Annotated in this window: 17 protein-coding genes; 4 read left to right on the top strand and 13 right to left on the bottom strand. The window is 35.3% G+C overall.

Going from position 1 to position 24362, the window contains the following annotated elements; translation table 11 throughout:
- Positions 1 to 26: 26 nt before the first annotated feature.
- The 8 genes from ACQKNR_RS05365 to ACQKNR_RS05330 form a co-directional block, all read right to left on the bottom strand.
- Positions 27 to 1469: an MDR family MFS transporter gene (locus tag ACQKNR_RS05365; protein WP_427315944.1), complete on the bottom strand. Its 1443-nt coding sequence runs from the start codon at positions 1467 to 1469 to the stop codon at positions 27 to 29.
- Positions 1469 to 1693 (bottom strand): MbtH family protein, encoded by a 225-nt coding sequence (locus tag ACQKNR_RS05360; RefSeq protein ID WP_427315942.1) that lies wholly within the window; start codon positions 1691 to 1693, stop codon positions 1469 to 1471. Before ACQKNR_RS05360 ends, ACQKNR_RS05365 begins: the two co-directional genes overlap by 1 nt.
- Entirely contained in the window at positions 1690 to 8850 is a 7161-nt protein-coding gene (locus tag ACQKNR_RS05355; RefSeq protein WP_427315940.1) for an amino acid adenylation domain-containing protein, read from the bottom strand. The genes ACQKNR_RS05360 and ACQKNR_RS05355 overlap by 4 nt, the downstream gene beginning before the upstream one ends.
- Positions 8851 to 8883: 33 nt before the next feature.
- Entirely contained in the window at positions 8884 to 9777 is an 894-nt protein-coding gene (locus ACQKNR_RS05350) for an isochorismatase family protein (RefSeq protein ID WP_427315938.1), read from the bottom strand.
- Between the two features lie 31 nt (positions 9778 to 9808).
- On the bottom strand, positions 9809 to 11425 hold the full coding sequence (locus ACQKNR_RS05345; RefSeq protein ID WP_427315936.1) for a (2,3-dihydroxybenzoyl)adenylate synthase: 1617 nt from the start codon (positions 11423 to 11425) through the stop codon (positions 9809 to 9811).
- A 12-nt stretch (positions 11426 to 11437) separates the two neighbouring features.
- Positions 11438 to 12637: an isochorismate synthase DhbC gene (gene dhbC / locus ACQKNR_RS05340; protein ID WP_427315934.1), complete on the bottom strand. Its 1200-nt coding sequence runs from the start codon at positions 12635 to 12637 to the stop codon at positions 11438 to 11440.
- 25 nt (positions 12638 to 12662) lie between these two features.
- On the bottom strand, positions 12663 to 13448 hold the full coding sequence (gene dhbA / locus ACQKNR_RS05335; protein ID WP_427315932.1) for a 2,3-dihydro-2,3-dihydroxybenzoate dehydrogenase: 786 nt from the start codon (positions 13446 to 13448) through the stop codon (positions 12663 to 12665).
- Positions 13449 to 14163: 715 nt separating this feature from the next.
- Positions 14164 to 15366, bottom strand: coding sequence for an L-lactate MFS transporter (locus tag ACQKNR_RS05330; protein ID WP_427315930.1), 1203 nt, complete (start codon positions 15364 to 15366; stop codon positions 14164 to 14166).
- A gap of 655 nt (positions 15367 to 16021) precedes the next feature.
- Here ACQKNR_RS05330 and ACQKNR_RS05325 point away from each other — a divergent pair.
- Entirely contained in the window at positions 16022 to 16207 is a 186-nt protein-coding gene (locus ACQKNR_RS05325; protein ID WP_427315929.1) for a YkvS family protein, read from the top strand.
- Between the two features lie 58 nt (positions 16208 to 16265).
- Here the strand turns inward: ACQKNR_RS05325 and ACQKNR_RS05320 are convergent, their stop codons facing one another.
- A complete protein-coding gene (locus ACQKNR_RS05320; RefSeq protein ID WP_427315928.1) occupies positions 16266 to 16565 on the bottom strand; it encodes an ArsR/SmtB family transcription factor in 300 nt (99 codons plus the stop codon).
- A 366-nt stretch (positions 16566 to 16931) separates the two neighbouring features.
- On the opposite strand from ACQKNR_RS05320, the gene ACQKNR_RS05315 reads away from it, so the two are divergent.
- A complete protein-coding gene (locus ACQKNR_RS05315; RefSeq protein ID WP_001141670.1) occupies positions 16932 to 17105 on the top strand; it encodes a hypothetical protein in 174 nt (57 codons plus the stop codon).
- A gap of 105 nt (positions 17106 to 17210) precedes the next feature.
- Here ACQKNR_RS05315 and ACQKNR_RS05310 read toward each other — a convergent pair whose 3' ends face one another.
- The 4 genes from ACQKNR_RS05310 to ACQKNR_RS05295 form a co-directional block, all read right to left on the bottom strand.
- Complete coding sequence (locus ACQKNR_RS05310) at positions 17211 to 20300, bottom strand: AAA family ATPase (protein ID WP_427315926.1); 3090 nt, start codon at positions 20298 to 20300, stop codon at positions 17211 to 17213.
- Positions 20297 to 21454, bottom strand: coding sequence for an exonuclease SbcCD subunit D (locus ACQKNR_RS05305; RefSeq protein ID WP_427315924.1), 1158 nt, complete (start codon positions 21452 to 21454; stop codon positions 20297 to 20299). The genes ACQKNR_RS05310 and ACQKNR_RS05305 overlap by 4 nt, the downstream gene beginning before the upstream one ends.
- Before the next feature lie 15 nt (positions 21455 to 21469).
- Complete coding sequence (locus ACQKNR_RS05300; RefSeq protein ID WP_427315922.1) at positions 21470 to 21709, bottom strand: DUF2584 domain-containing protein; 240 nt, start codon at positions 21707 to 21709, stop codon at positions 21470 to 21472.
- 184 nt (positions 21710 to 21893) lie between these two features.
- The gene (locus tag ACQKNR_RS05295) at positions 21894 to 22151 is read right to left on the bottom strand and encodes a hypothetical protein (protein WP_001119406.1); all 258 of its coding nucleotides are present in this window, start codon (positions 22149 to 22151) and stop codon (positions 21894 to 21896) included.
- 366 nt (positions 22152 to 22517) lie between these two features.
- Between ACQKNR_RS05295 and ACQKNR_RS05290 the strand changes: the two genes are divergently transcribed.
- Positions 22518 to 23570: an enoyl-CoA hydratase/isomerase family protein gene (locus ACQKNR_RS05290; RefSeq protein ID WP_427315920.1), complete on the top strand. Its 1053-nt coding sequence runs from the start codon at positions 22518 to 22520 to the stop codon at positions 23568 to 23570.
- A 149-nt stretch (positions 23571 to 23719) separates the two neighbouring features.
- A complete protein-coding gene (locus ACQKNR_RS05285; protein WP_427315918.1) occupies positions 23720 to 24352 on the top strand; it encodes a LysE family translocator in 633 nt (210 codons plus the stop codon).
- The last annotated feature ends 10 nt before the right edge of the window (positions 24353 to 24362 follow it).

The raw sequence follows: 24362 nt of genomic DNA, 5'->3' as shown, positions 1-24362 counted from the left end.
TTCATTAAAAAAGCATACGTATATTGTTATTCATTGACAAGTGCTTTCTCTTTTTTTGATACAGATAATGTTTTTTCTTTCTTCTTTGACATTACCTCTTTATCAGAAATACGTAAAGAGAATAGTAATGCTACTAGTAAAAATATTGCTGAACCAATTAATGCCGCTTGATATGGTAAGAAATCTGACTGTGTATTATTCTGTATGTTATTACTTCCAAATCCAGATAATATGCTAGCTAAAACAGCAACTCCTATTGCAGATCCTAGTCGGTTTTGCACATTGAATATAGTAGTTGCTCTTCCCATAGAAGGTGGTGCGATATTGTTAAAAGCAGAAAATTGAACTGCTCCAACAGACTGACCTAAAAAAATACCTATGCCAAACAATAATGCCCGTATTTGCCACGGATTCGTATCGTGATTTACAAAACTTAATAAAACAAAGATAATCGCCGTACATATTAATCCAATCGAGATTACCTTTCGAGCTCCTAATTTCTTATATGACCATGGCACAATCTGTGAAGAAATCATTAATCCAATCGCCTCTGGGAATGTCGTAAGACCCGATTCCAGCGCGGAAACTCCTATCACATTTTGATACATAAGTGGAAAAACAAATAACATTCCTAGTAATCCAGCTGATGAAAATAATGAAATAAGACTCATTTTTCTAAAGACCGGTTCTTTTAATAAACGTAAATCTAACATTGGTTGCTTTACTTTAAGTTCTACAAGTATAAACAATGCAATGAATACAGTCCCAGCTATTCCAGTACTTATAATCTCTGGAGAAATCCAACCTTTTGATGGCCCTTGACTAAGTGCATAGATGAGCATCGCAAAGCCTGGTGCTGAAAGAATAAAGCCAAGAGAATCAAATCGACCAGCCGATTTTTCAATATGCTCTGTTAAAAATAGAAGACCAAATAGTAACGCTACGATTCCAAACGGTAAATTAATATAAAATGCCCAGCGCCAAGACATTTGATCTACAAAGAAACCGCCAATAATTGGTCCAATCGCTGGTGCAACGGCAATTGGAAGTACAATAAATCGAGAAATTTTCGGTCTTTCCTCTGGTGAAAATGTACGAAATAGCATCGCCATCCCTACTGGTGTTAAAAGTCCTCCACCAGCACCTTGAATGATACGAAAAATATTCAATGAAGTAATATCATTTGCAATTCCACATAATGCTGATGCAGTTGTAAATACGAAAAGAGCAATTAAAAATACTCTTTTCGTACCAAAGCGATCTCCCAACCAACCAGAAATCGGAAGGAAAACAGCTAAGCTAACTAAATACCCAACATTAACCGTCCCCATTGCAGATGGAGGTACTTGTAGTTCTTTACTTATCGTTTGCAGTGCTACATTCACAATCGTTGCGTCCATCGCAGCCATAAACATCGCTGTTATATAAACGATGCTCACAACTACTTTTGGATTTATTTTTACTTTCATTATCGTTTTCCTACTAATACTTCTTCGCTAATTTCATTTTTTTTCGGCTCTAAATCGTTCCAGTTAACTTCAACATATTCTAAACAAACTTCTCTGCTAGCTTCTTCATGTACGACATTCCATCCAATAGGTACATCGAGAAAGGAAGGCCAGAGAGAATACTGGCCCTCCTCATTTATTAATACTTTATATGTGTAATTATCATTTTCAAATGGATTCGTCATACTCTACTTACCCCTTTCTTATTCTGCAAATATTTCGCTAATACTTGTCCAATTTCTGTAAGCGGACCTGGCTGACATAAATCTTTATGTCTACAATCAATATCGTGCTGCACAATTTGCCCGTCTAAATAATTGAGCCACGTATTTGGAGAAATAGGATCAAACCAGTCTGGTATAACAGTAGATCTAAAGAATAAGATATCTCCGTTATAAACTTTCGGTACGTACCTCCCTAACAACCCTACTGAATTTACATATGTTTCTTTCAAGTTCAAAATCGTCTCTTCTTCAAGACTTGCTAATGCACTTCCATCTTTACGAAGTATTTCAACTGCACTTTCCATAGTAAGTGGTTTTCCATCCATGTTATCTGGATCATACCCACCTAAAGCAAGTAATGCGATTAACGCTTCTTCTTCAGTAGGTGCTTCCGTATTCGGTAAGAAGTGACCAGGATAAGAATCCAGCATAACGAGTAATTCTACTTCTTCCCCTTCATTTTGTAGTTGTGCCGCCATTGCATGAACAACATTTCCTCCAAGCGACCAACCGAGTAAACGATATGGTCCGTGAGGCTGTACTTCACGAACGTGTTTTAAATAATCCGCCGCCATCTCCTCTAAACTTTTTGGAAGTTCTTCATTTTTAGCGATACCACGTGCTTGTACACCATAGATTGGATAATCTGTTCCTAAAGATTTCATAAGTCCTGCATAGCACCAACTTAATCCACCTGCTGGGTGTACACAAAATAGTGGTAATTGGTCTCCACTTGCTCGTAATGGAAGCAACACATCAAGTGCACTTTGACCATTCCCCATTTCAAGTCTTTCAGCTAATCCTGCAACGGTAGGTGCTGCAAATAAAGTCCCAATATTTAGTTCCACTCCAAGCGCTTCTTTAATGCGACTCATAAGCTGCACTGCAAGAAGTGAATGGCCACCAAGATCAAAGAATCCGTCATCAATTCCAATTTGAGGCACACTTAAAACTTCTGTAAACAAGTCACATAACATTTCTTCTTGCGGTGTTCTTGGACCACGGCTAGAAGATGATGCTATAAATTCTGGAGCTGGCAATGCCTTTCTATCTAATTTACCGTTTGGAGTTAAAGGCAACTCATTTACTACAACAAAAGCGTATGGAACCATGTAATCTGGTAAACTACCTCCAGCGAACTGACGCATTTCATTCGTATCAATCATTTCATTATTTGATGCGACGATATAAGAAACTAATCGTTTATCCCCTGGTTGATCTTCTCGTACAATAACGGCTACTTGTTCAACTTTAGGGTGTTTCATTATTACCGCTTCTATTTCCCCTAATTCAATTCGGAATCCACGAATTTTTATTTGGTGATCTGCACGTCCTATATAATCTAGCGTCCCATCTTTACGCCAGCGTGCTAAGTCTCCTGTACGATACATTCTTGTACCTGGCTTACCAAATGGATCTGCGATAAACCGTTCTGCAGTTAAGCCTGCTCTTCCTAAATATCCACGAGCAAGCCCTGCACCTGCAACATACATTTCTCCAACTACTTCAGGTGGCACTGGTTGTAAATAGTTGTCTAACACATACACTTTAAGATCAGGTATACTGCACCCAATTAAACTATTTGCTCGTAAAGAGACGATTGTTTCATCTAATTCAATATAACTAACATGTACTGTCGTCTCCGTAATACCGTACATATTAATAAGCTTTGGTGCGTTATGAGAATGTCGACTATACCAATCTTCTAATCGACTTAGCTCAAGTGCTTCTCCTCCAAAAACAACATATCGTAAAGATAATTTTTGACCAATCTCTTCATTTTCACGATCTGCTTGCATCAATTGATAGAACGCTGATGGAGTTTGATTTAAAACAGTAACCTTTTCCTTAACAAGAAGTTGTAAAAATTCTTTCGGCGAACGACTTACAGTATGTGGTACTACGACTAAACGCCCTCCATATAATAAAGGTCCCCAAATTTCCCAAACCGAGAAATCAAAAGCATATGAATGGAACATCGTCCAAACATCGTTCGCGTCAAACTGGAACCAATGATCAGTTGCTCCTAAAAGTCTTACTACATTTTGATGAGGTATCATAACGCCTTTCGGTCTACCAGTTGAGCCTGACGTATAAATAACATACGCAATGTGTGAAGGCGATAACTGCTTCATGCGCTCCATTTCATCAATATTATCTTCACTATACTTCTCTATTTCTTTTATTACTTTCACATCATCAACTAAAATTTTCAGTTCCTCATCACATTCAATTTCCACATCTGAATTTGTTAAAACACATGATGGTTTCGCATCGTGGAGCATAAATGAAATACGATCTGACGGGTAATCCGGATCTAATGGAAGATAACCTGCTCCTGCTTTAAGAACCGCAAGTAAACTTACAACCATATTTAAAGATCTCGGCATTGCTAAAGCAACGAGTTGATCAGGACCGACTCCTTTCGCTATTAGCAAACGAGCTATTTTATTCGCTTTTCTATTTAATTCTTCATAAGTTAACTTTTCATCTTCAAAGACGACAGCAATAGAATTTGGACTTACATGAGCCTGCTTTTCAAATAATTGTGGCAATGTCATTTCAGGTACAATTTGAAAACCACCATTCCACTTTTCTAACACTGTATTTTTCTCTACTAAAGTTAATATTTCTAATCTACCAATTGATTGATCCGGATGTCTCGTTGCATCATCTAATAACAGAATGAATCGTTCTACTAATTTTTGAACCGTTTCACGTTTATATAAATCAGTACTAAACTCCAATAAACCATATAAGCCGTTTGGAGTACCATCAATTCCGTTACTCTCACTAATTTCAAATGTTAAATCAAATTTTGCAGAACCAACGCTTTGAATTTCAAGGCTTGTTTCTAAACCTGGAGCATCAAACGTTGCTTCTGGCGTATTTTGGAAAGCTAACATAACTTGAAATAGCGGGTGACTATTTCGAGTACGTACTGGGTTTAATACTTCAACAAGTCGTTCAAATGGAACATCTTGATTTTCATAAGCTGCAAGGTTTACCTGCTTCACTCTATTTAATAATTCTTTAAAACTTGGATCTCCTGATGTATTTGTACGTAACACCAATGTATTCACAAATAAACCAACTATATTTGATAGCGCATCGTCATTTCTTCCAGCAATCGGACTGCCAATGGGTATATCAGTACCAGCACCTAATCTTGTAAATAGTGCACTCAGTCCCGCTTGCAATACCATAAACAAACTAACTCCATTTTTACGAGCGAGCTCTACTAACCTACTATGCATACCTTCATCTATATGAAAATGAATTGTTTCCCCGCGATAACTCGTTTCAATTGGACGCTGATAATCTGTAGGTAACTCCATTTGATCTGGTAAACCTTTTAGCTCTTCTTTCCAAAAATCTAATTGTGTTGAAATAAGACTCTCTGGTGTCGTTTCATCACCTAGTAGTTGCTGTTGCCAAAGTGAATAGTCTGCGTATTGTACTGGAAGTGTCTCCAGCTGAACTTTGTCACCTTGACATCGTGCTTTATAAGCCGCTGTGAAGTCTCTCGTTAACGGTTGTAATGACCATCCATCTCCTACAATATGATGTAAAAGAATTAGTAATACATGTTCGTTTTCACTTACTTTAAAAAGTTGTAAACGAACTGCTGGCTCAACATCGAGGTTAAAGCTATATGTTACCGCCTCTGAAAGTACACTTTCTAATTGATCTTTACATGTTTTTGTTATAATCATTTCTAAATTTAAGTTTTCCATATCTAAAATTTTCTGATAGGAACTACCTAATACGTTTGGAAAAATCGTTCTAAGTGTTTCATGTTTCTCAACTACATCATAAAAGGCACCTTGTAAAGCTTCTTCGTTCAATTTTCCAGACATACGAATGACTAACGGAATATTATAAGTAGGGCTTGGACCTTCTAAGCAATTTAAGAACCATAACCTGCGCTGTGCAAATGAAAGCGGAACTTCACTTGGTCTACTTCCTTTCTTAATAGCTGGTCTTGCGCTTTTTGCTCGATCCAATTGTTTCGCTAGTTCAGCAACAGTTGGCGATTCAAATAGTTTTCCGATTCCTAATTCCACACTTAACGTTTCACGAATTCTTACCATTAAACGGGATGCAAGAAGCGAATGACCACCCATTTCAAAGAAATTATCATCAATGCTAATTCGCGACACACCAAGTACTTCTGCAAATAAATCACATAATATTTCTTCTTTCGGATTTCTAGCAACTCTCTCATTGTTCATTCCATTAAAATCAGGAGCAGGTAATTTCTTTCTATCAACCTTACCATTTGGTGTTAATGGTAATTCTTCTAGCACAACAAATGCCGATGGTACCATATAATTCGCTAAACTTTCTGAAACATAAGAGCGAATTTCTGAAAGATGAATCGTTTCCGTCTCTTCAGCAACGATATACGCGATGATTCGTTTATCATTTGGATGATCTTCTCGTACCATTACTACCGCTTGTTGAACATTTTCATGTCGTTGTAATACCGTTTCAATTTCAGCTAATTCAATTCGGAAACCACGAATTTTAATTTGATGATCTGCGCGACTCATGTACTCTAGCACACCATCGTTACGCCATTTCACAAGATCACCTGTGCGGTACATACGCGCTCCCGGTTTTCCATATGGATTTGCAACAAATCGTTCAACCGTTAACTCAGGTTTTCCTAAATATCCGTTCGCAAGTCCTTCCCCTGCAATATATAATTCACCGATAACTCCAGGTGGAACTGGTTGTAACCCTGCATCCAATACATACACTTCTGTATTCCGAATTGGCTTTCCAATAGGAGGGATACCACTTTCACTTTCATCAATGTTCATGGAAGTAGACCAAATAGTCGTCTCAGTCGGTCCATATAAGTTTGTAATAGAGCAACCTAATTCTTTTAATTTATTTGCTAACTGTGCTGGAAGAGCTTCGCCACCAACGAGCACAGTTAGCCCTTGTAGCCTCTCTGGATATTCAGTTACTAACGCCTGCCATAACGTCGGTGTAGCTTGCATAATTGTTGCTCTTTCTTCTTGTAAAAGTGTTGTTAACCAAGAAGGTTCTTGAATTACCTCTTTTTGTGCAATTGTTAAACTTGCACCACTAATAAGAGGTAGATAAATTTCTAGAGCAGAAATATCAAACGCAAACGTTGTAACTGCCAATAAATGATCTTTTTCATTTAATGAAAACATATCTTGCATAGCTAATAAGAAGTTACTTAAACCTTTCATAGGAACAATTACACCTTTTGGCTTCCCTGTTGATCCTGAAGTGTAAATTGTATAAGCTGGGTTTAAAAGTGATCCATCATTTTTAAATGGTATATTCATATGAGAATATGTTTTTAACGCTATTTTCATTTCTTCACTATCTAATACGATTTTTTTACTATCATTTTCTATAACGAAAGCAGACGAAACGGATGAATGTGTTATGATACAAACTGGTTTTGCATCATTTACTATATAATGAATTCGCTCTGCTGGGTATTCTGGATCTATCGGTAAATACGCTGCACCAGCCTTTAGAACTGCAAGCATACTAATTACCATTTCTATTGACCTTGGAAATACTAAGGCTACAAACTGATTTGCTTGTATTCCTTCTTCTGTTAAATAGTGGGCTAGTTCATTCGCTCTTTCATTTAGCTCTTTATACGTAAGTTTTATTCCGTTACAAGTAACCGCTATTTTATTTGGAGTTTTTTGTACTTGTTTTTCAAATAATAAAGGTAGATTGATTAGCCCTTCAGCTTCCTTAGTTTCATTCCATTCCAATAAAACTTTATGATTTTCTTCAGGAAGAGTAATGTTTATTTTTCCAATCGACTCGTTTTTCTCGTAATTATTTACTACTAATTCTAATAGATTCATAAATCTTTCTTTATGCAATGCTAGTTCCGTGTCACTATATACTTCCGGATTTGCATCAAAATGAATCATTAACTCATTTTCATCGAAACGTTTATATACATTTATTGATAAATCATCGACTGGTCCTGCTGATAAATTATGTGTAATACCACGATTTCCAGCAAAGTTAAGTCCGTAATCAAAAGGCATAACATTCACTAACGGCCCAAACAACCTTTGATTTTCACCTAGTAACTTCAAGTCTCGTCTTAATTCCTCATGACGATATTTATGATGACGACGTACGTCTCGGATTTCTTTAGAAACTTGCTGTATTAATTCCGCAAGAGTTATATTTGGAGTTACAGTGAGACGAAGTGGAACTAAATTCATTACCATGCTTGGTGTATGAATAGATACAGAACCAAGACGCCCCATCATCGGTAAACCTAAAACAATATCATTTTCACCTGTTAATTTATGCATATAAATACTTGTTACAGCGACAATGAATTCCGGCCAACTTGTTAACGAAATATTGATATCTTCTAGTAAAGTTTTCGTACTAGAACTAGATAAATAAGCAGTTTCTCGTAAAAATCCATTTGATGTTCTCGGCGCTCGCTCTGCTAAACTTATGACATCCGGTTCATCTGCAAACTTCTCTAACCAAAAAGCACGATCTTCCTGAAGTTGTTTAGATTCACGATACTCAATATCTTCTTGTCCAATTTTTGCAAGAGAACCAAATGGCTTTTCATTCTTGTTTGTTTCTTCTATAAGTGATGTATACTCATTCGCTACCTTTTGGCTAAGAAGTGAAAATCCATAGCCATCCATCACAATGTGATGGATGCGCTGATACCAAAAGAAACGATTATTTTCAACTTGAATAAGTGCTTCAGTAAATAATTTGTCTTTTTTCAAATCGACTGGCATAGATAAATCATTTTTCATCCATACTTTAGCGGCTTCTTCAGGATTTTCTTCTTTACGGACGTCAATAAAATGCATATGAAACTTTGACGATTCCACAATAACTTGCCATGGGCCAATTTCATCCTCTTCGAAACGAACATGAAGTGCTTCTGCTTCTGTTACAACTTTACGTACAGCCAATTCGAAAATTTCTTGATTAATATTTCCGTTTATTTCTACATATTCCCCAGTATTATAAATCGGATTAAGCGGGTCTAATTGCTGCGCAAACCACATACCAGTCTGCGCAGATGATAATGAATGACGAACCTTTTGACTATTAGGCATTCTTTACTACCCCTTTATTATGTAATCTGTTTGTTACAGCACCTGTTCTGTTTGTGAAGATAATACGCGGTACCAATCAGCAACAGTTGGACTTTCTGCTAGATCTGCAAAAGTAATTTCTTTCCCTTCGCGGCGCCATTTCTCTACTAAACTCATCATTCTGACCGAATCAAGTCCTCTATTTAATAAATCTTCATCAACTTCAATACTCTCTACTGGTTCACGGAGTAGTTTTGCAACTAGTTCATGCACTTCCTGTAAAGTGATTTCTTCACTCTCATCACCTTTTACACTTTGTAAATCTTTTAACAGTAAGTTTGTTGATGTCGTTACTCCGCATCTATCAGATGCATACTGCAATGCTTGTTTATGATGCTCTAGTGAAAAATCAGCAACCGCATCTGCTACAAAGAATGGCTGAATACCATCCATAAATGCTTCACAAGCTGTTAAAAGGCAGCCAATATGCGCATAAATACCGCAAATAATAAGTTGATCTCTCCCCTGTTCATTTAAGATTTCTAATAGATTTGTCTTTTTAAATGCACTATATCTCCATTTTGTTAGGAATATATCATCATCATCAGGAGTAAGTTCATCGACAATTTTCTTTTTATCAGGTCCAGCAGGAATACCGTCCCCCCAGAAGTCTTGTAATAACCCTCGTTGTTCTAGCGTTTGTCCACCGGGTTGTGCTGTATAAACAACTGGTATACCAAGTTCCTTACATCTTTCTCTTATCACCTTAATATTTGAAATTAGTTCTACTTTTGGTGATTCTTTATCGCTATATGCATCAAGAAAATATTCTTGCATGTCATGTATTAGAAGAACCGCACGTTTCGGATTTGGTGTCCAATTCACTTTATTTTTTGGTAGTTCTGATTCAATTGGCATTTTATATACTGAAATAGATGGGATAGCCATCTAATCACTTCCTTCCGATTTTAATAGTTTTTTATCGTTTTACTGTAATAAGTTTTTCAGCAATTACTTTACGTAATTCTTTTTTGCTTACTTTTCCAACACCTGTTTGCGGGAATGATTCAATAAATTCAATTCGATCAGGAATCTTATAAGCTGCTATACCACGGTCTCTTAAAAACATTTTTAATTCACTTATAGTTGGAGCTTGTCCGCGAGCTATAACAAAGGCACATGTACGTTCTCCTAAATAATCGTCAGGCATAGATACAATTGCTACATCATGGACTGCATCATGTGCTAATAGATGATTTTCAACTTCTTCGGCAGCAACCTTCTCACCACCACGGTTAATTTGATCTTTATCTCTTCCTTCTACAATGATGTAACCTTGTTCATTTACTTTTACAAGATCACCTGTGCGATAAAAGCCATCCTTTGTAAATGATCGTGCATTATGCTCTTCCGCTTTATAATAACCACGAATTGTATATGGCCCTCGTGTTAATAAACTACCTACTTCCCCAGGTTTTACATCGTTATCATTTTCATCAACAACTCGGACTTCATCGAATGTAGACATCGGTCTACCTTGTGTATGAATAATGATTTCTTCTAGATCATCTAATCTTGTGTAATTTACTAAACCTTCCGCCATACCGAACACTTGCTGTAACGTACATCCAAATGTAGGGCGAATACGCTTTGCAACTTCAGCGCTAAATTTCGCTCCACCTACTTGAAGTACTTGCAGGCTCGATAAATCGTTATTACGGGAAGATGCAGCATCAAGCCAAATCATTGCTAACGGTGGAACGAGCGCTGTAATCGTAACTTTTTCTTTTTCTATAAGAGCAAACGCCTCATCTGGGCTACCGCCAGTTGCCAACACTACTTTTCCACCCGCATAGAAAGTTCCAAATGTTCCTGGAGAACTCATCGGATAATTGTGTGCTACTGGAAGAACTGCCATATAGACGCTTTCTGCATTTAAATTACAAATTTCAGCGCTAACACGTAAACTATAAATATAGTCATCATGTGTTCTAGGAATTAATTTAGAAAGTCCTGTTGTCCCTCCTGATAGTTGGAGAAACGCAAAATCACTTGGATGAACTTCTGGTAATGGAACCGGATCTATATAAAGATCACTTATGTTCACAAATTCTTCTTCTTCCCCCACTACAATTACATGTTGCAAAGTTGAAACTTTCTCTTTCACTTCTCTTGCTAATTTTCGGTAATCAAATCCAAGTGCTTTATCTGAAATAACGTAAGCACTCGCCTCACCAAACTCGCAAAAATAACTAATTTCACTGCTTCGATGTGAAGGTAATGCAAAAACAGGAAGCGCTCCAATTCGAAATAGTGCAAAACATATTTCGAAAAACTCTATAATGTTAGGTAACTGGATTACAACTCGATCCTCTTGCTTTATTCCTAAATTCAGTAAACCTGAAGCTAAGCGATCTACCTTTTTATCAAGTTCACTATACGTTATATGCTTATTACCGCTTACAACCGCAATTTGATCTCTATATTTCTCAGCACGCTCTCTTAACACTCCGCCAAATGTTTCACCAAGCCAACACCCTTCTTCTCGATAGCGATCGGCAAATTCTTTTGGCCATTCCGTATAACCTGCTAACATTCTTTCTTCCCCCTATTTTTCATTCAATGAACTATCATTTAACCCTAAAGCTTTCAGCATCGTTTGGAATTTAGCTGACGTTTCTGCTAACTCATCTTCTGGCTTTGATTCAGCAACAACTCCAGCTCCTGCATATAAACGAAGTGTATTTTCTTGCACTTCAGCACAACGAATTGTAACAATCCATTCGCCATCTCCATTTAAATCGCTCCACCCTAACATTCCTGTAAAGAATTCACGGTCAAATGGCTCGATTTTTTGAATAGCATCTCTTGCTTCTTCCATTGGAGTTCCGCAAACTGCTGGCGTAGGATGAAGGGCAATTGCTAATTGTAAAGAAGAAGTATTTGGATCCTCAAGTTCACCTTTCACTTCTGTAGACAAATGCCACATTGCTTCACTATGAATAACTGATGGTTTTTCTGGAACATGTAATGTATGACAGTACGGACGAAGCGCAGCGGCAACTGCTTCAACTACTACCGCATGTTCATGTAAATCTTTTGGAGAAGAAAGTAATTCTTCTGCTCTTCTTTTGTCTTCAGCTGGATCCTCGCTTCGTGGTCTTGAGCCAGCTAACGGATTAGAAATAACTTGCATACCATTACGTGAAACGAGCAATTCAGGGCTCGCTCCAATTAACGTCTTACTTTTCTCGTTTTCATCTTTCGGTAAATTAACTGCAAATGTATAACCGTGCTTATTATGCTCTGCTAATTCACGAAGTAGTTTTTGTTTATCAATCTTCTCAGAGGACTTAACATCCAACGATCTAGATAGAACGATTTTCTTTAAATCTCCGTCCTGAATTTTTGCTATTCCTTGCTTCACACCATCCATATAAACTTCAGGATCTGGAACTGGTGTCATTTCAAATGTAAGTTTCTCATTTCGTTTTATCTCGTTTGTTGCCTCTAACTGTAAGCGCTCAGCAATTCTACTATGTTCTGGTACGATAAGTTGTACTTCTTTTCTACGATCGAATGGCAAAGCACCAACAACGATAGGATTTGGATTTCCAGCTTGTTTCGCATTACTTAATACCGCATTTACAAGCTCTGGAAAACTTTCAATTCCACTATGTTTTACTGTAGTAAACTCTCCTTCTGTCAATATCGTTCGATTTGGTGAAGCAAAAAAGAATGAAGATTCAGTCTTATAATCTTCTAAAAGTTTTTCTGACAGTCCCTTTACGGCTGTAAGTTCATTCATAGTATAAAACCTCCTGAATTTTTTATTAAACTCCTAATGTAGCTCCGCCATCGACACATAAATTGTGCATTGTAATATGACTTGCTTTATTTGAAGCTAAAAATAATACTGCTTCAGCAATTTCTGAAGGCTGTGCAATTTTTTGTAACGGAATTCCGAGTCTATATGTATTTTGAGAACCAGCAATTATATTTTTAGCTCCATTCTCATCAGCCCATAGTAACCTTTGCATTTCAGTTTCAGTAGAACCAGGAGAAACTAAGTTGCAGCGAATATTATACGCTGCGAGTTCTAATCCTAAACACTTCATAAACATCGTCGTTGCAGCTTTTGATGCAGCATACGCAGCCATTTCCATTCTCGGAGTATTTGCCGCATTTGAACCAACTGTAACAATTGCCCCTGACTTTCTCACCATCATACGTTTACTTACTGCTCGGGATATATAGAAAACTCCTGTCGAATTTACAGAGAATGTTTTATGCCAATCTTCATCACTTAAAGAGTGAATCGCTCCCATTCGTAAAACTCCTGCGACATTTACTAATATATCTATAGGTGCTACGTCATTTTCAATTCGTTTTACTACCTCTTCAACAGCAGTGCTATCACTCACATCTAAATGAAATGTCTTAATACGTGTTTCATACGATGCATAATGATTTAATAACATATTTAGCCCTTCTTCATTTTGATCAACCGCAATAACTGTTGCTCCTCTTTCTAAAAACATTTTTGCTACAACACTACCTATACCTTGAGCGGCGCCTGTTACTAAAACGGTTTTCCCATCAAATTCCCCTAAGTTCATTTCCTCTATCCTTTCATATAAAAATTAATCTTAGTAAACAACATAAATGATAACGATTTTCATTATCATTTATGTTGTAAAAAATAATACACTGACTAAACTAATTGGTCAAGTGTACTTTTCATCAAAATCAAATCCATTGATAATGTTTTTCATTTACTATTCTTACACCGAAATGATAATATTTCTCAATAACCTTGTCAATCTTTTTTTATTTTTCAGATAAAATGTTTTTTACGTTTCTATGCCAGACTGCATCTATAGGCATTAAAAAGTACTTTAAATAAAGATTTAATCCATAATTCCTTATCATCTTTTTTGAAATTCAAAAAGAGAACCTCTAGTTTTCTTCGCCTACAATATTTTATCAAAAATATTAATTATTCTTTTCTCAATATTTTTCTGAAAATATCTTATTTAACATCTTGCATTTCTGAACGAATGTCCTATTTATAATTTAAGATTTATTAAGAAGTTTATATATTGTGTATCGTTTAATAACATTCCAATATAATCCAAATAGTTGTTTTACTGGCTCTTTTATTAGTAAAATTCCGTAAATTATTAAGGCTGGGTAGAGAAAAACAATTAAAAATAGTTCATAAAGAAAAAGGAAAGTGATTTGACATCCACTCCCCTTTCGTAATTTTATAAAATACCGTAAATAAGTGCCCTATTAAATAGGGCACTTTTTAGTTATAGTAGATTGAAATACTTACGCTACGCTACGAAACTCTTCTTCTTTTTCTTTTTTCTGATTAGGTGCTTGAATTAAAATTGCGATAATAAATGACACGACACATAATACGCCGATCACCATGAAAGTTGGTTTGAATCCACCTAGAATTGCACCGATAAAGGAACCTGCAAGCGCTCCAAACCCGAATCCTTGATACACAATTCCGTAGTTTTTACTATGATTTTTCATGCCGAAGAAATCACCAACAATAGCTGGGAAAATAGTGATATTTCCACCAAAGCAAAACGCTACACTTGCTACACAGACGAAGTAGATACCATAATTTAAATCTACGAAACTTAGAACCAAGACTGAAGTCGCCATAGCAACAAAAGTACCAGTAACGATTTTTAGACGGCCAATTTTATCTGATAACGGTCCCAGAATAATACGACCTAATGTATTGAAGATTGCAACCATAGCCACCGCATTAGCTGCTGTTGCTGCGTTTAGCCCTACAAGTTGAACACCGATGTCTTTTACCATGCCAATTAAGTATAAGCCACTCATACATGATGTAAATAACATAATAAATAATAAGTATACTTCTTTTGTGCCTAGCATTTCTTTCGTTGTATATTCCTGCGTTTTTGTTTCATGAACCGCCCCTTGATCAGCAGCTTGATGGATCAAACAAGCCCCAATCACAATCATAGCTGTAACAATCAAACCCCAGTATATAAACGCTTGTGATACACCAACTGATTCAATCAACTGTGCGTTAATGTATTTAAAGATTAGGCTACCTGAACCATATGCAGAGACAGAAATACCAGCGATTAAACCTTTACGCTCTGGAAACCATTTTATTAAATTCGATAGTGAAGTGATATATGCTGTACCATCTGCATAACCTACAACAACTCCTGCTAGTACATAAAGCAATATTAATGAGGAAGCTTGTGAACTAAGTATTAATCCTAGTCCTAATGCTAGTCCAGCTATCATAATGAGTTTACGAAGTCCCCATTTTTCTTGCAATTTACTCGCAAACAAAGTTGAAAACGCTAAAGAAAGGCTTGTAATTGAGAAAGTTATAGCAACAGCGTTAAGACTCCAACCGTACTTACTAACTAAAGGCTGATTGAATAAGCTCCATGTATATATCGTTCCAAGCCCCATTTGTACTATGACTGTACCAAGGACAACAAGCCATGGATTAACAGTTGATTTTTTCATATCATCCCGCCTCCTCTTTCTATTTCAATGCTATTCGCTAAATTTGCTTTTTTTATGTTCATTTTGGCCACCTCTTTTGATTTAACACCTTCATTGTATAGGATGTCTCTGTTTATGTAAGCACTTACAATATAGAGCGTCAAAAATATGGAATCAGTTACATAAAACGAAGGGTGAAATACAAAAAACTGCTTATTAAATACGTACTTTTGTAATGTTATACATCAATACGACTTACAGCTGTTTTCGCATCTTCTTTAAAAAGGTTATATGTTGAGTTATACCATGGCTGGATTTCAAAATTTTGATTTTCCTATACAACAAAAAAAAATCTATTCTTCTTTTACTCTTCAGATTTTGTAACATGTTGCACCCACATTTCTTGATACAAGTCATTTAATAGTCTTGTAATCTGGATTTTTGTTGCAATGCTTGTATCCCAAAATCCCACCCTTTCCGCATTTCTATTTTCGTATATTTTGTAATTTCCTACTTAAAAACAGCAAAAATACAATTTTCCACATAATATCGCGCTTTAATTTTCATAAAACAAAAAATATTTTATCTATAAATAAAACTAAACATTCACTAATATATCTATACGTGGTTTAATATATATAATATAAAATATTTCTTTCTTAAATAAGGAGGTACTATGAAAGCAAACGTAGGGGATACTATACTTTTTCAACGAAATAATTTAAGGATTACAGGATCTGTACTAAAACTATATACTGAATCGGTCTTAGTTGAAATTACAGATGTAAGCGGTGGTACTTTTGAATTTGATCGAACAATTGTAAATCATAAAAACTATAAAATTTTAAATACAAATACATAAAACAACACAAAATAGCCCCTGCTCACCAGCAGAGGCTATTTTATATAATAATACTTCATTAATTTATATATCCTAAAACATTAACAATCTTACTCGCTTTTAAATTATTAATGTGATAATAAATTTCTAAACCCTTTCTCTCAGCTCGTAACACTTTACCTTTCATTTTTGATAAATGTTGCGAGACAGTCGATTGTGGAATATTCAGCAATTCTGTTAATTGTGTTACATTACAAGTTTTTCTTGTACTTAATTCATTTACAATTTGTAATCGGATTGGATGCGCCATAATTTTTAAAATATCTACATCTTCTTCTGAAACTACACTTTTTTTCAGCTCACTCGTATATGTTGTCATAAGACATTCCCCTTTTATATGAATTCCTTTTTATTAAGATCCATTTCTACAAAAATTCAATACTCCCGTTCAAGGCCTTTATATAGAAATAATAGGATTTTAAATTTTCAAAAACAGAACTTATAATTATTTACTTTATTCATTTATTTATTTGGTACATATACATAATACAATGTTAATATGTGCTGTATGTGAAGTTAGCATATATTTATGATGAAGATTTATTAAACAACTTGCATCCTACTACGTATTGAATAATTCATTCTACACTAAGTACCTTCTGCATAAAACTATTCAGTAATTTTAACATATTTTAGGCGTTTGTATATACTATTTACAAAACAATTTGGTAAAGGAGGATTTCATATGCCTACAGCGTTACAAGAACAAGTCGAAGAAGCACGTGAGACATATGTCAGTCGTATCATTTTAGTTGGTGGATCAACTCTATTTTTAGCAGGTGGTGTTATATCGGCAATCGCAGCTTTTAAAGCTTATAACCGTTTGGCAAATACGCCGCCTTCTTCCGATAATTCATAGATATTTAGTAAAATAAAACGTCGTCTCCACTGAAGAGACGACGTTTTATTAGTCATACATACGACACTAAAGGTATCGGTAGATTCCCTACGCCATTTTCCAAACTTACTTCACCACAAACCTAGTCTGACTACATCCATCCTTCTGCTTCGTTACTTCTAATACAGCTGGCATTGCGTTTTTCAGCTCTTGAACGTGTGAAATGACACCGATAAATCGGCCTGATTTTTGTAAGTCAATTAAGGCATCAACTGCTTTTGTTAATGACTCCTCATCTAATGAACCGAAACCTTCATCGATAAACATCGTTTCGATGGAAATACCGCCTTCATACGCTTGAATTACGTCTGCCATTCCGAGCGCTAAGCAAAGTGATGCGTTAAATTTCTCACCACCAGATAATGTTTTCACATCACGTGTTTGGCCGGTGTATGCATCATATACATCTAAACCTAATCCACTTTGACGGTTTCTCTTTTCAATTCGTTCACTTCGTTTTAAATAAAATTGTCCATTTGATAATTTACGTAGTCGTTCGTTTGCAATTTGAACAATTTGTTCTAAATACTCAATTAAGATGTAACGCTCGAATGATATGCGGCTTTCGTTATCACCTTTCATTACTTCATATAAATCAACAAGTTCTTGGAAAGCTTTTTCTTCCTCATGAATTTGTTCATCAATACGTCTAATATTTTCATGTAAATCAGAAATATATGTTACAGCGTTTTGAGCACGTTGACGTTTTTCTTTAATTATGTCGAGATTGATTTCTAATTCTTTTATGTGTTCACCTAACGATGTAATATCCATAAACTCTTTATCTTTTAATTCTGAGTTTAGCTCTTCAATTTGTTTTGCAAGCACTTCAAGAGATGAATAATAACTTTGAATTTCTTTTTGTAACATCTCCATCTCGGCATCATTTAATTTAGCTTCTTTATACGTTAATTGATCTGTAAATCCGCTCTGTTCTAACTCTTTCATAAAGCGAGTGAAAGTCTCTTTTTTCTTCTCTTTTGCACTTACAAATTGATTAGAAGCACCCTCATGTTCTGCTTGAATACGTATATTTTCATTTTGCCAATGTTGATACGCTTCTTGCACCTTATTCCATTCATCTTCCAGTAACTTGAGTTGTTGCAGAGCTTGGTCAAACTGTACTTTCCAAGCTTGTACAGTTTGTAAATTGTCTGGAATATTTTGCTTGTCATACTCATATGACGTACGAAGCTGCATACACTCCATCTCTGTACGGTGCTGCACTGTTTCTACTTCACGCTTTTGTTTCTGAAGTTCTTCTACTTTTTCTTCTACGCTTTTTATATTCACGGCAATCTGCTTACGCGTTTCTTCACTTTCTTTTAACGCATTAACTTCTGCTGCTAATTGTTTTCCTTTTTGAACGAGCGCACTGTATGTTTCAACTAATTGTACTGAATGGTACCCTCGCTTCATGACTTCTTCTATCACCTGTTCATATTGTAATCGATAGAAATTCCATTTCTCCTCTATTTGAACATGTAATTTTTCAGCAACGTTCTTTTTGTCTCTTAAATCGTTTAACTCTTTTTCATCAATTGCATCACTTTGTTCCGTAGCTTTTTTCGGATGGTTCGTACTACCACATACTGGGCAAGATTCACCATCATGTAAATGAAGAGCTAATATACCTGCTTGTTCATTTAACCAGCGGCGTTCCATACTTTCATATGCACGAACTGCCATTTGCATGTTATGAAATGCAGCTTCTTTTTCTTGCTCGAATTTTTGTTTCTCTTGCCAAACATCATATGCTTGCTTTAAAACTTTTGCATCTTCTCGCATATTCGTTAGTTCTTCTACTTTCGCTACATATTGCTCAAGCGCTTGTTCTAATTGTTGTAATTCACCAGACATTCTCTGTTTTTGATTTGTATGCTCTTCTAGTTGTTGATCAATCTTCTGCATACTTTCTTTCAATTTCCCTATTTGAATTTCAGTATTTTGTAAATTTAACTTTTTCTCAGCTAATGATGAAATAATTGGTTGTAGCTCTTCTAATCTTTGAACAAGTTTTTTTGCATCTTCTCGTTCTGATTCTTTATTTTTTACTGCTTCATACTTCTCCTGAGCAAGCTCAAAACTGTTCATTATTTGTTCTTTTTTGGAAATTATTTGTTTTAATAAACTTTCAGCCTTCTGCACATTTAGCATCGCTTCCTCATACCATTGCTCAAATGGTAATAAACGCTTTGCTTGTTCCGCACGTTTAAAAGATTTTTCCTTCATTTCAATGACTGCACGGTTTTCTTGTAAAGTGTTGTATTTCTCGTTCTTTTGTTCTAAATCCTTAAATTTCTCATTTATAGATTTTGCTGCATGAAAACGCGTTTCTGCATCTTTCAATTGCTTCGTTTGAACATCTTGTTCTATTTGTAATTGCTCAACTTCCGCTGTGTACCAAATTGTCTCTTGTTCTAGTGCCTCTACTACTTGGTGTGTATTTACATGCTCCTGCTCTATTAAAACTTCTAACAAAGCACCATCACGAACCGGTAATTTAAAAACATTGCGGAAATATAGCTCACGTTCTTTTTGTTTTTCTTGTAAAACATCTTTCCATTGTTTACGTTTTTGATCAAGTAACTCACGCATTAGTTTATAGCGATCTGTTTTAAAAATACGACGTAAAATCTCTTCTTTATTTTCTGTTTCAGATGTTAATAGTTTTCGAAATTCTCCTTGTGGTAACATAACAATTTGGCTAAATTGATGTTTACTTAATCCAATTAAATCTTCCACTTTTTTATTTACATCTGTTACATGAAAACGATCAACAGATGGGACCTTTTCTCCATCAATAACTTCGTATAATTCTACTGCATGTCCTGTAATCGTCTTATTCCCTTGTTTTTTATGGCCAAGTTGTCGTTTTATTTCATAGCGTTTCCCTTTTAACTGAAAAGTTAGTTCTACACTTGTATAAACATCATCGTCAGCAAACTGACTTCGAAGCATGCTCGTATCACTACGTTCTTCTCCACTAGCTTCACCATATAATACGTAACAAATCGCATCAAAAATCGTTGTCTTTCCAGCTCCCGTATTTCCAGAAATGGCGAAAATACGATGCTCTCCAAGATCATTAAAATCGATTACCTCTTTCTGTTTATATGGTCCAAATGCTGTCATAATAAGCTGAATCGGTCTCATCCTCGTTCACCTTCCCGTTCTTGCACTGTCTGTAATACCTCTATAAATAGACGTTCTTTCTCTTCTGATAAATCTAAGCCTTTCATTTCTTTATAAAAAGCTTTTAAAAGAGATAGATCATCTGTTTTATGTCTTGAAACGGTTACTTCGTTTTCATCTGTGAACTCTCGCCTTTGAATCGATCTTTCAACATGCATTGCATTTGGATATACAGAGCGTATTTTCTCCATTGGCTGCAAGACAGGATTTTCATCTAATAATTTTACAAATACGTAATCTTCACTTACTGGATGCTGTAATAATTCATCTATTTCTGCTTCAACTGTTCGCATTTTACGACGTGGTGAAAGTAACCTTTTTTCAATTGTTACTTCACCCTTTTCGTCCAGTTCCACAATATAATATCCTTTTTTATGTTTTTCTTCAGAAATTGAATAGGCAAGTGGCGAACCTGAATATCGAATGGTCTCATTACGTACGAAATGCGCTTGATGTAAATGTCCAAGCGCTGTGTAATGAAACTTATCAAAATAATGACTATTTACATATTCAGCACCACCAATTGAAAGTGGTCGTTCTGCATCACTTGTATTCTCCTCCGCTTCACCTGCCGAAGTTACAAATGCATGTCCAACAAATACACGTCTAGCTTCTTTATCCATCGTTTCAGAAAGTTCATTCATAAAAATACGCATTGCATCATCATGAGAACGGACATCTTCGTTTTTCAATACATGTCTTACTATACTTGGATCCGCATATGGAACGAGATGGAAGTGAACCTCACCATATTCATCATGTAATACAACAGGTTCATATGGGAATTGAAATTGTCCTGCAATATGTAATCCCTGCTTTTTCATTAAACTACTACCAAAATGTATTCGATCTGGACTATCATGGTTTCCTGCAACTGCGATAACTGGTGTTTGTAAATCAATAACTATTTTTTGTAATACATCATTTAATAAGTCTACTGCTTCTGTTGGTGGAATTGCTCGGTCATATAAATCCCCTGCAATAATTACGGCATCTGGTTTTTCTTCTTCAACAGCTTGTACAAACTGATCTAATACAATCTTTTGATCTTCAGTCATATACACGCCATGAACAAGCTTGCCTAAATGCCAATCCGCTGTATGAAATAACTTCATATTTTCCTTCTCCTTTTAATTTACTGAGTTTAGTGATACGAGTTGATAGTTTATTGTAGTTTTTCCGTTCTCCCACTCTAACTTTCGTATAATTGCACTACCAATTCTCTCTTCATTTGATTTATATAAAGGCAATATTTCTTGAACTGTAAATAAGTGATAGCCATCCAAGTTTAATTGAAATATGTTTTCTTCTATATGTAACCTTACTTCTTTTTCATTTGAAATAATTTTTGTGTGCATCTCAAATTTCATAATAGATACAACCCCTTTTTATAATCTCTACATTTTAATAGTATAGTGGCTATGCAAGATTGACAAGTACATACACGGCAAAGTGCACACTTTTCTATTGTATTATGTTTTATGTTTTTTTATATGCAATACGGTATGTGAAATTTTATATGTGTCCAAAATAAAAATGCCTATTGTGACATCTTTATTTTTGTATAAAATCTTTCATTACATAATATAAAACTGTAATTAAAACAATAGCTACAAAAAATGAAAATACAGCTACAATGTATCCATCCTTATTTAATAAAATGCAAAAAGAAATAGATATTATAAAAATCGGAAATACGAGACGTACTTTATCCTTCACTTCTTCTGTCGTATCTGTATGATGAAAAAACTGAGTAATCCCTATCATTAATGATGACAAAATAATAACCGACAATAATAAAGGTCCTGGCATTCCGATTTCTCCTTTCTCTATTTCTGATTAAATGCACATAATACAAATATATAATAGCGCTTTTATCACCATGACTTCAAATATTTAAACTTACAGTAATATTGTATTATTCATCTTCAGTCTCTGAAATCCTGCAAATATAACTCGTCAAAATATGCGGTTGATAAAGTGAAACTTTAATCAGTGGCGGATGGACATCCCCCACTGATTATTAGCCCACACTAATCGGGCTTTTAGGGGCAGTATGACTCCCACAAATAGCGGGATAAATTAGCACTTACCGTCAACTTTAGACAAAATTTATAAAGGACATTTCAGTACATATCAAGAATTAAGAATAAGAAGATATGTAAAGGAGGATGAATCATGACTGAACACGTTTTATTTTCTGTTAGTGAAAACGGCGTTGCATCAATTACTTTAAACCGCCCAAAAGCACTTAATTCTTTATCTTATGATATGTTACAACCCATTGGACAAAAACTTAAAGAGTGGGAGAACGATGAGCGTATTGCGGTTATCGTATTAAAGGGAGCCGGCACAAAAGGATTTTGCGCAGGCGGCGACATTAAAACTCTTTACGAAGCACGTTCAAACGAAGTTGCCTTACAACATGCAGAACGTTTTTTTGAAGAAGAGTATGAAATTGATACATATATTTATCAATATAAAAAACCGATTATCGCTTGTTTAGATGGAATTGTAATGGGTGGTGGTGTCGGACTTACAAATGGTGCGAAATATCGTATTGTAACAGAGCGCACAAAATGGGCAATGCCTGAGATGAACATCGGCTTCTTCCCAGACGTCGGCGCCGCATATTTCTTAAATAAAGCACCTGGATATACAGGCCATTACGTTGCTTTAACAGCATCTATTTTAAAAGCTTCTGACGTATTATTTATTCATGCTGCTGATTACTTTATGACATCTGATTCATTACCAACTTTTCTAGCCGAACTTGACAACGTAAATTGGCACGCTGAAGATGTTCATACTCGCTTAAAAGCGATTATTCAAACATTTACATCCACTCCTAACTTAGAAAGCAAACTTGCTACTTCATTAGAAGAAATTAATTCACACTTTGCCTTGCAAACAATTGAAGAAATTATCCAATCATTAGAAAAAGAAGATAGCGAATTCGCCTTACAAACGAAACAGATATTATTATCAAAATCACCTATTTCGCTAAAAGTAACATTAAAACAACTTATAGATGGCGAAGGAAAATCTGTTGAAGACTGTTTCGCTACAGACCTTATACTTGCTAAAAATTTCATGAGACATGAAGATTTCTTCGAAGGAGTACGCTCTGTTGTCGTCGATAAAGATCAAAATCCGAATTATAAATATAAACAGTTAAGCGATGTTTCAGAAGAAGATGTAAATCGTTTCTTTAACTTACTTAATGCATAACAGTGAGGCTATATTCGTAGTGTATTCACCTCTACGAATATAGCCTCTTCTTATTTAATAATTTTTAACAAAATTTAATTTTATTAAATTAAATTTTGTGCTACACTATTTTTAATCGAATATTCTAAAAATAAAAAGGAGAGGCGACTATGATAGAAAATTATCTACTTTTCATCATTATGTCTATTTGTCTAATCATTTTACCTGGCCCTGATACAGCCATGGCTACGAAAAACACTTTGGTTGCTGGTAAAATGGGCGGTGTTAAAACAGTGTTCGGTACATGTGTTGCACTTTTGATTCATACTTTAGCTGCTGTAATTGGTCTTTCCGCACTTATTGTAAAGTCAGCTCTTTTATTTTCTATTTTTAAGTATGTTGGGGCTCTTTATTTAATCTATATTGGTATTAAAGCCCTTTTAGCAGTAAAAAACAAAGAAGGTGTAAATACAAATGAAGTATCTATGAATAATGATAACGAACATACTTCTTGTTTTCGCCAAGGGTTTCTTACGAATTTATTAAACCCTAAGGTTGCAGTCTTCTTTTTAACTTTTTTACCGCAATTTTTAAATCCAAGTCATAATACATTTATTCAGCTTCTTGTAATGGGCCTAACTTATCTCGTTTTAACAGTCATTTGGTTCGCTTTTTATATATTTTTAATTGATAAAATTAGTGCTTTTATGAAAAAACCAAAGACGCAAAGTTATATTCAAGGGCTAACAGGAATCGTCTTAATTGGATTCGGTATTAAACTAGCTTTTGAAAAAAATAATTAATAAAAGCGAA

Source organism: Bacillus sp. NPDC094077, assembly GCF_050279465.1.
GTDB lineage: Bacteria > Bacillota > Bacilli > Bacillales > Bacillaceae_G > Bacillus_A.
This window is presented reverse-complemented; position numbering and strand designations above follow the sequence as displayed.

What these genes read in the sequence shown, in the direction of transcription:
- ACQKNR_RS05345 (WP_427315936.1), bottom strand. Translation starts at nt 11,425, where the DNA reads ATGTTAGCAGGTTATACGGAATGGCCAAAAGAATTTGCCGATCGCTAT.
- ACQKNR_RS05360 (WP_427315942.1), bottom strand. Translation starts at nt 1,693, where the DNA reads ATGACGAATCCATTTGAAAATGATAATTACACATATAAAGTATTAATA.
- ACQKNR_RS05310 (WP_427315926.1), bottom strand. Translation starts at nt 20,300, where the DNA reads ATGAGACCGATTCAGCTTATTATGACAGCATTTGGACCATATAAACAG.
- ACQKNR_RS05325 (WP_427315929.1), top strand. Translation starts at nt 16,022, where the DNA reads ATGAAAGCAAACGTAGGGGATACTATACTTTTTCAACGAAATAATTTA.
- ACQKNR_RS05285 (WP_427315918.1), top strand. Translation starts at nt 23,720, where the DNA reads ATGATAGAAAATTATCTACTTTTCATCATTATGTCTATTTGTCTAATC.
- ACQKNR_RS05290 (WP_427315920.1), top strand. Translation starts at nt 22,518, where the DNA reads ATGACTGAACACGTTTTATTTTCTGTTAGTGAAAACGGCGTTGCATCA.
- dhbA (WP_427315932.1), bottom strand. Translation starts at nt 13,448, where the DNA reads ATGAACTTAGGGGAATTTGATGGGAAAACCGTTTTAGTAACAGGCGCC.
- dhbC (WP_427315934.1), bottom strand. Translation starts at nt 12,637, where the DNA reads ATGAATGAACTTACAGCCGTAAAGGGACTGTCAGAAAAACTTTTAGAA.
- ACQKNR_RS05350 (WP_427315938.1), bottom strand. Translation starts at nt 9,777, where the DNA reads ATGGCTATCCCATCTATTTCAGTATATAAAATGCCAATTGAATCAGAA.
- ACQKNR_RS05330 (WP_427315930.1), bottom strand. Translation starts at nt 15,366, where the DNA reads ATGAAAAAATCAACTGTTAATCCATGGCTTGTTGTCCTTGGTACAGTC.
- ACQKNR_RS05320 (WP_427315928.1), bottom strand. Translation starts at nt 16,565, where the DNA reads ATGACAACATATACGAGTGAGCTGAAAAAAAGTGTAGTTTCAGAAGAA.
- ACQKNR_RS05365 (WP_427315944.1), bottom strand. Translation starts at nt 1,469, where the DNA reads ATGAAAGTAAAAATAAATCCAAAAGTAGTTGTGAGCATCGTTTATATA.
- ACQKNR_RS05300 (WP_427315922.1), bottom strand. Translation starts at nt 21,709, where the DNA reads ATGAAATTTGAGATGCACACAAAAATTATTTCAAATGAAAAAGAAGTA.
- ACQKNR_RS05355 (WP_427315940.1), bottom strand. Translation starts at nt 8,850, where the DNA reads ATGCCTAATAGTCAAAAGGTTCGTCATTCATTATCATCTGCGCAGACT.
- ACQKNR_RS05305 (WP_427315924.1), bottom strand. Translation starts at nt 21,454, where the DNA reads ATGAAGTTATTTCATACAGCGGATTGGCATTTAGGCAAGCTTGTTCAT.
- ACQKNR_RS05295 (WP_001119406.1), bottom strand. Translation starts at nt 22,151, where the DNA reads ATGCCAGGACCTTTATTATTGTCGGTTATTATTTTGTCATCATTAATG.
- ACQKNR_RS05315 (WP_001141670.1), top strand. Translation starts at nt 16,932, where the DNA reads ATGCCTACAGCGTTACAAGAACAAGTCGAAGAAGCACGTGAGACATAT.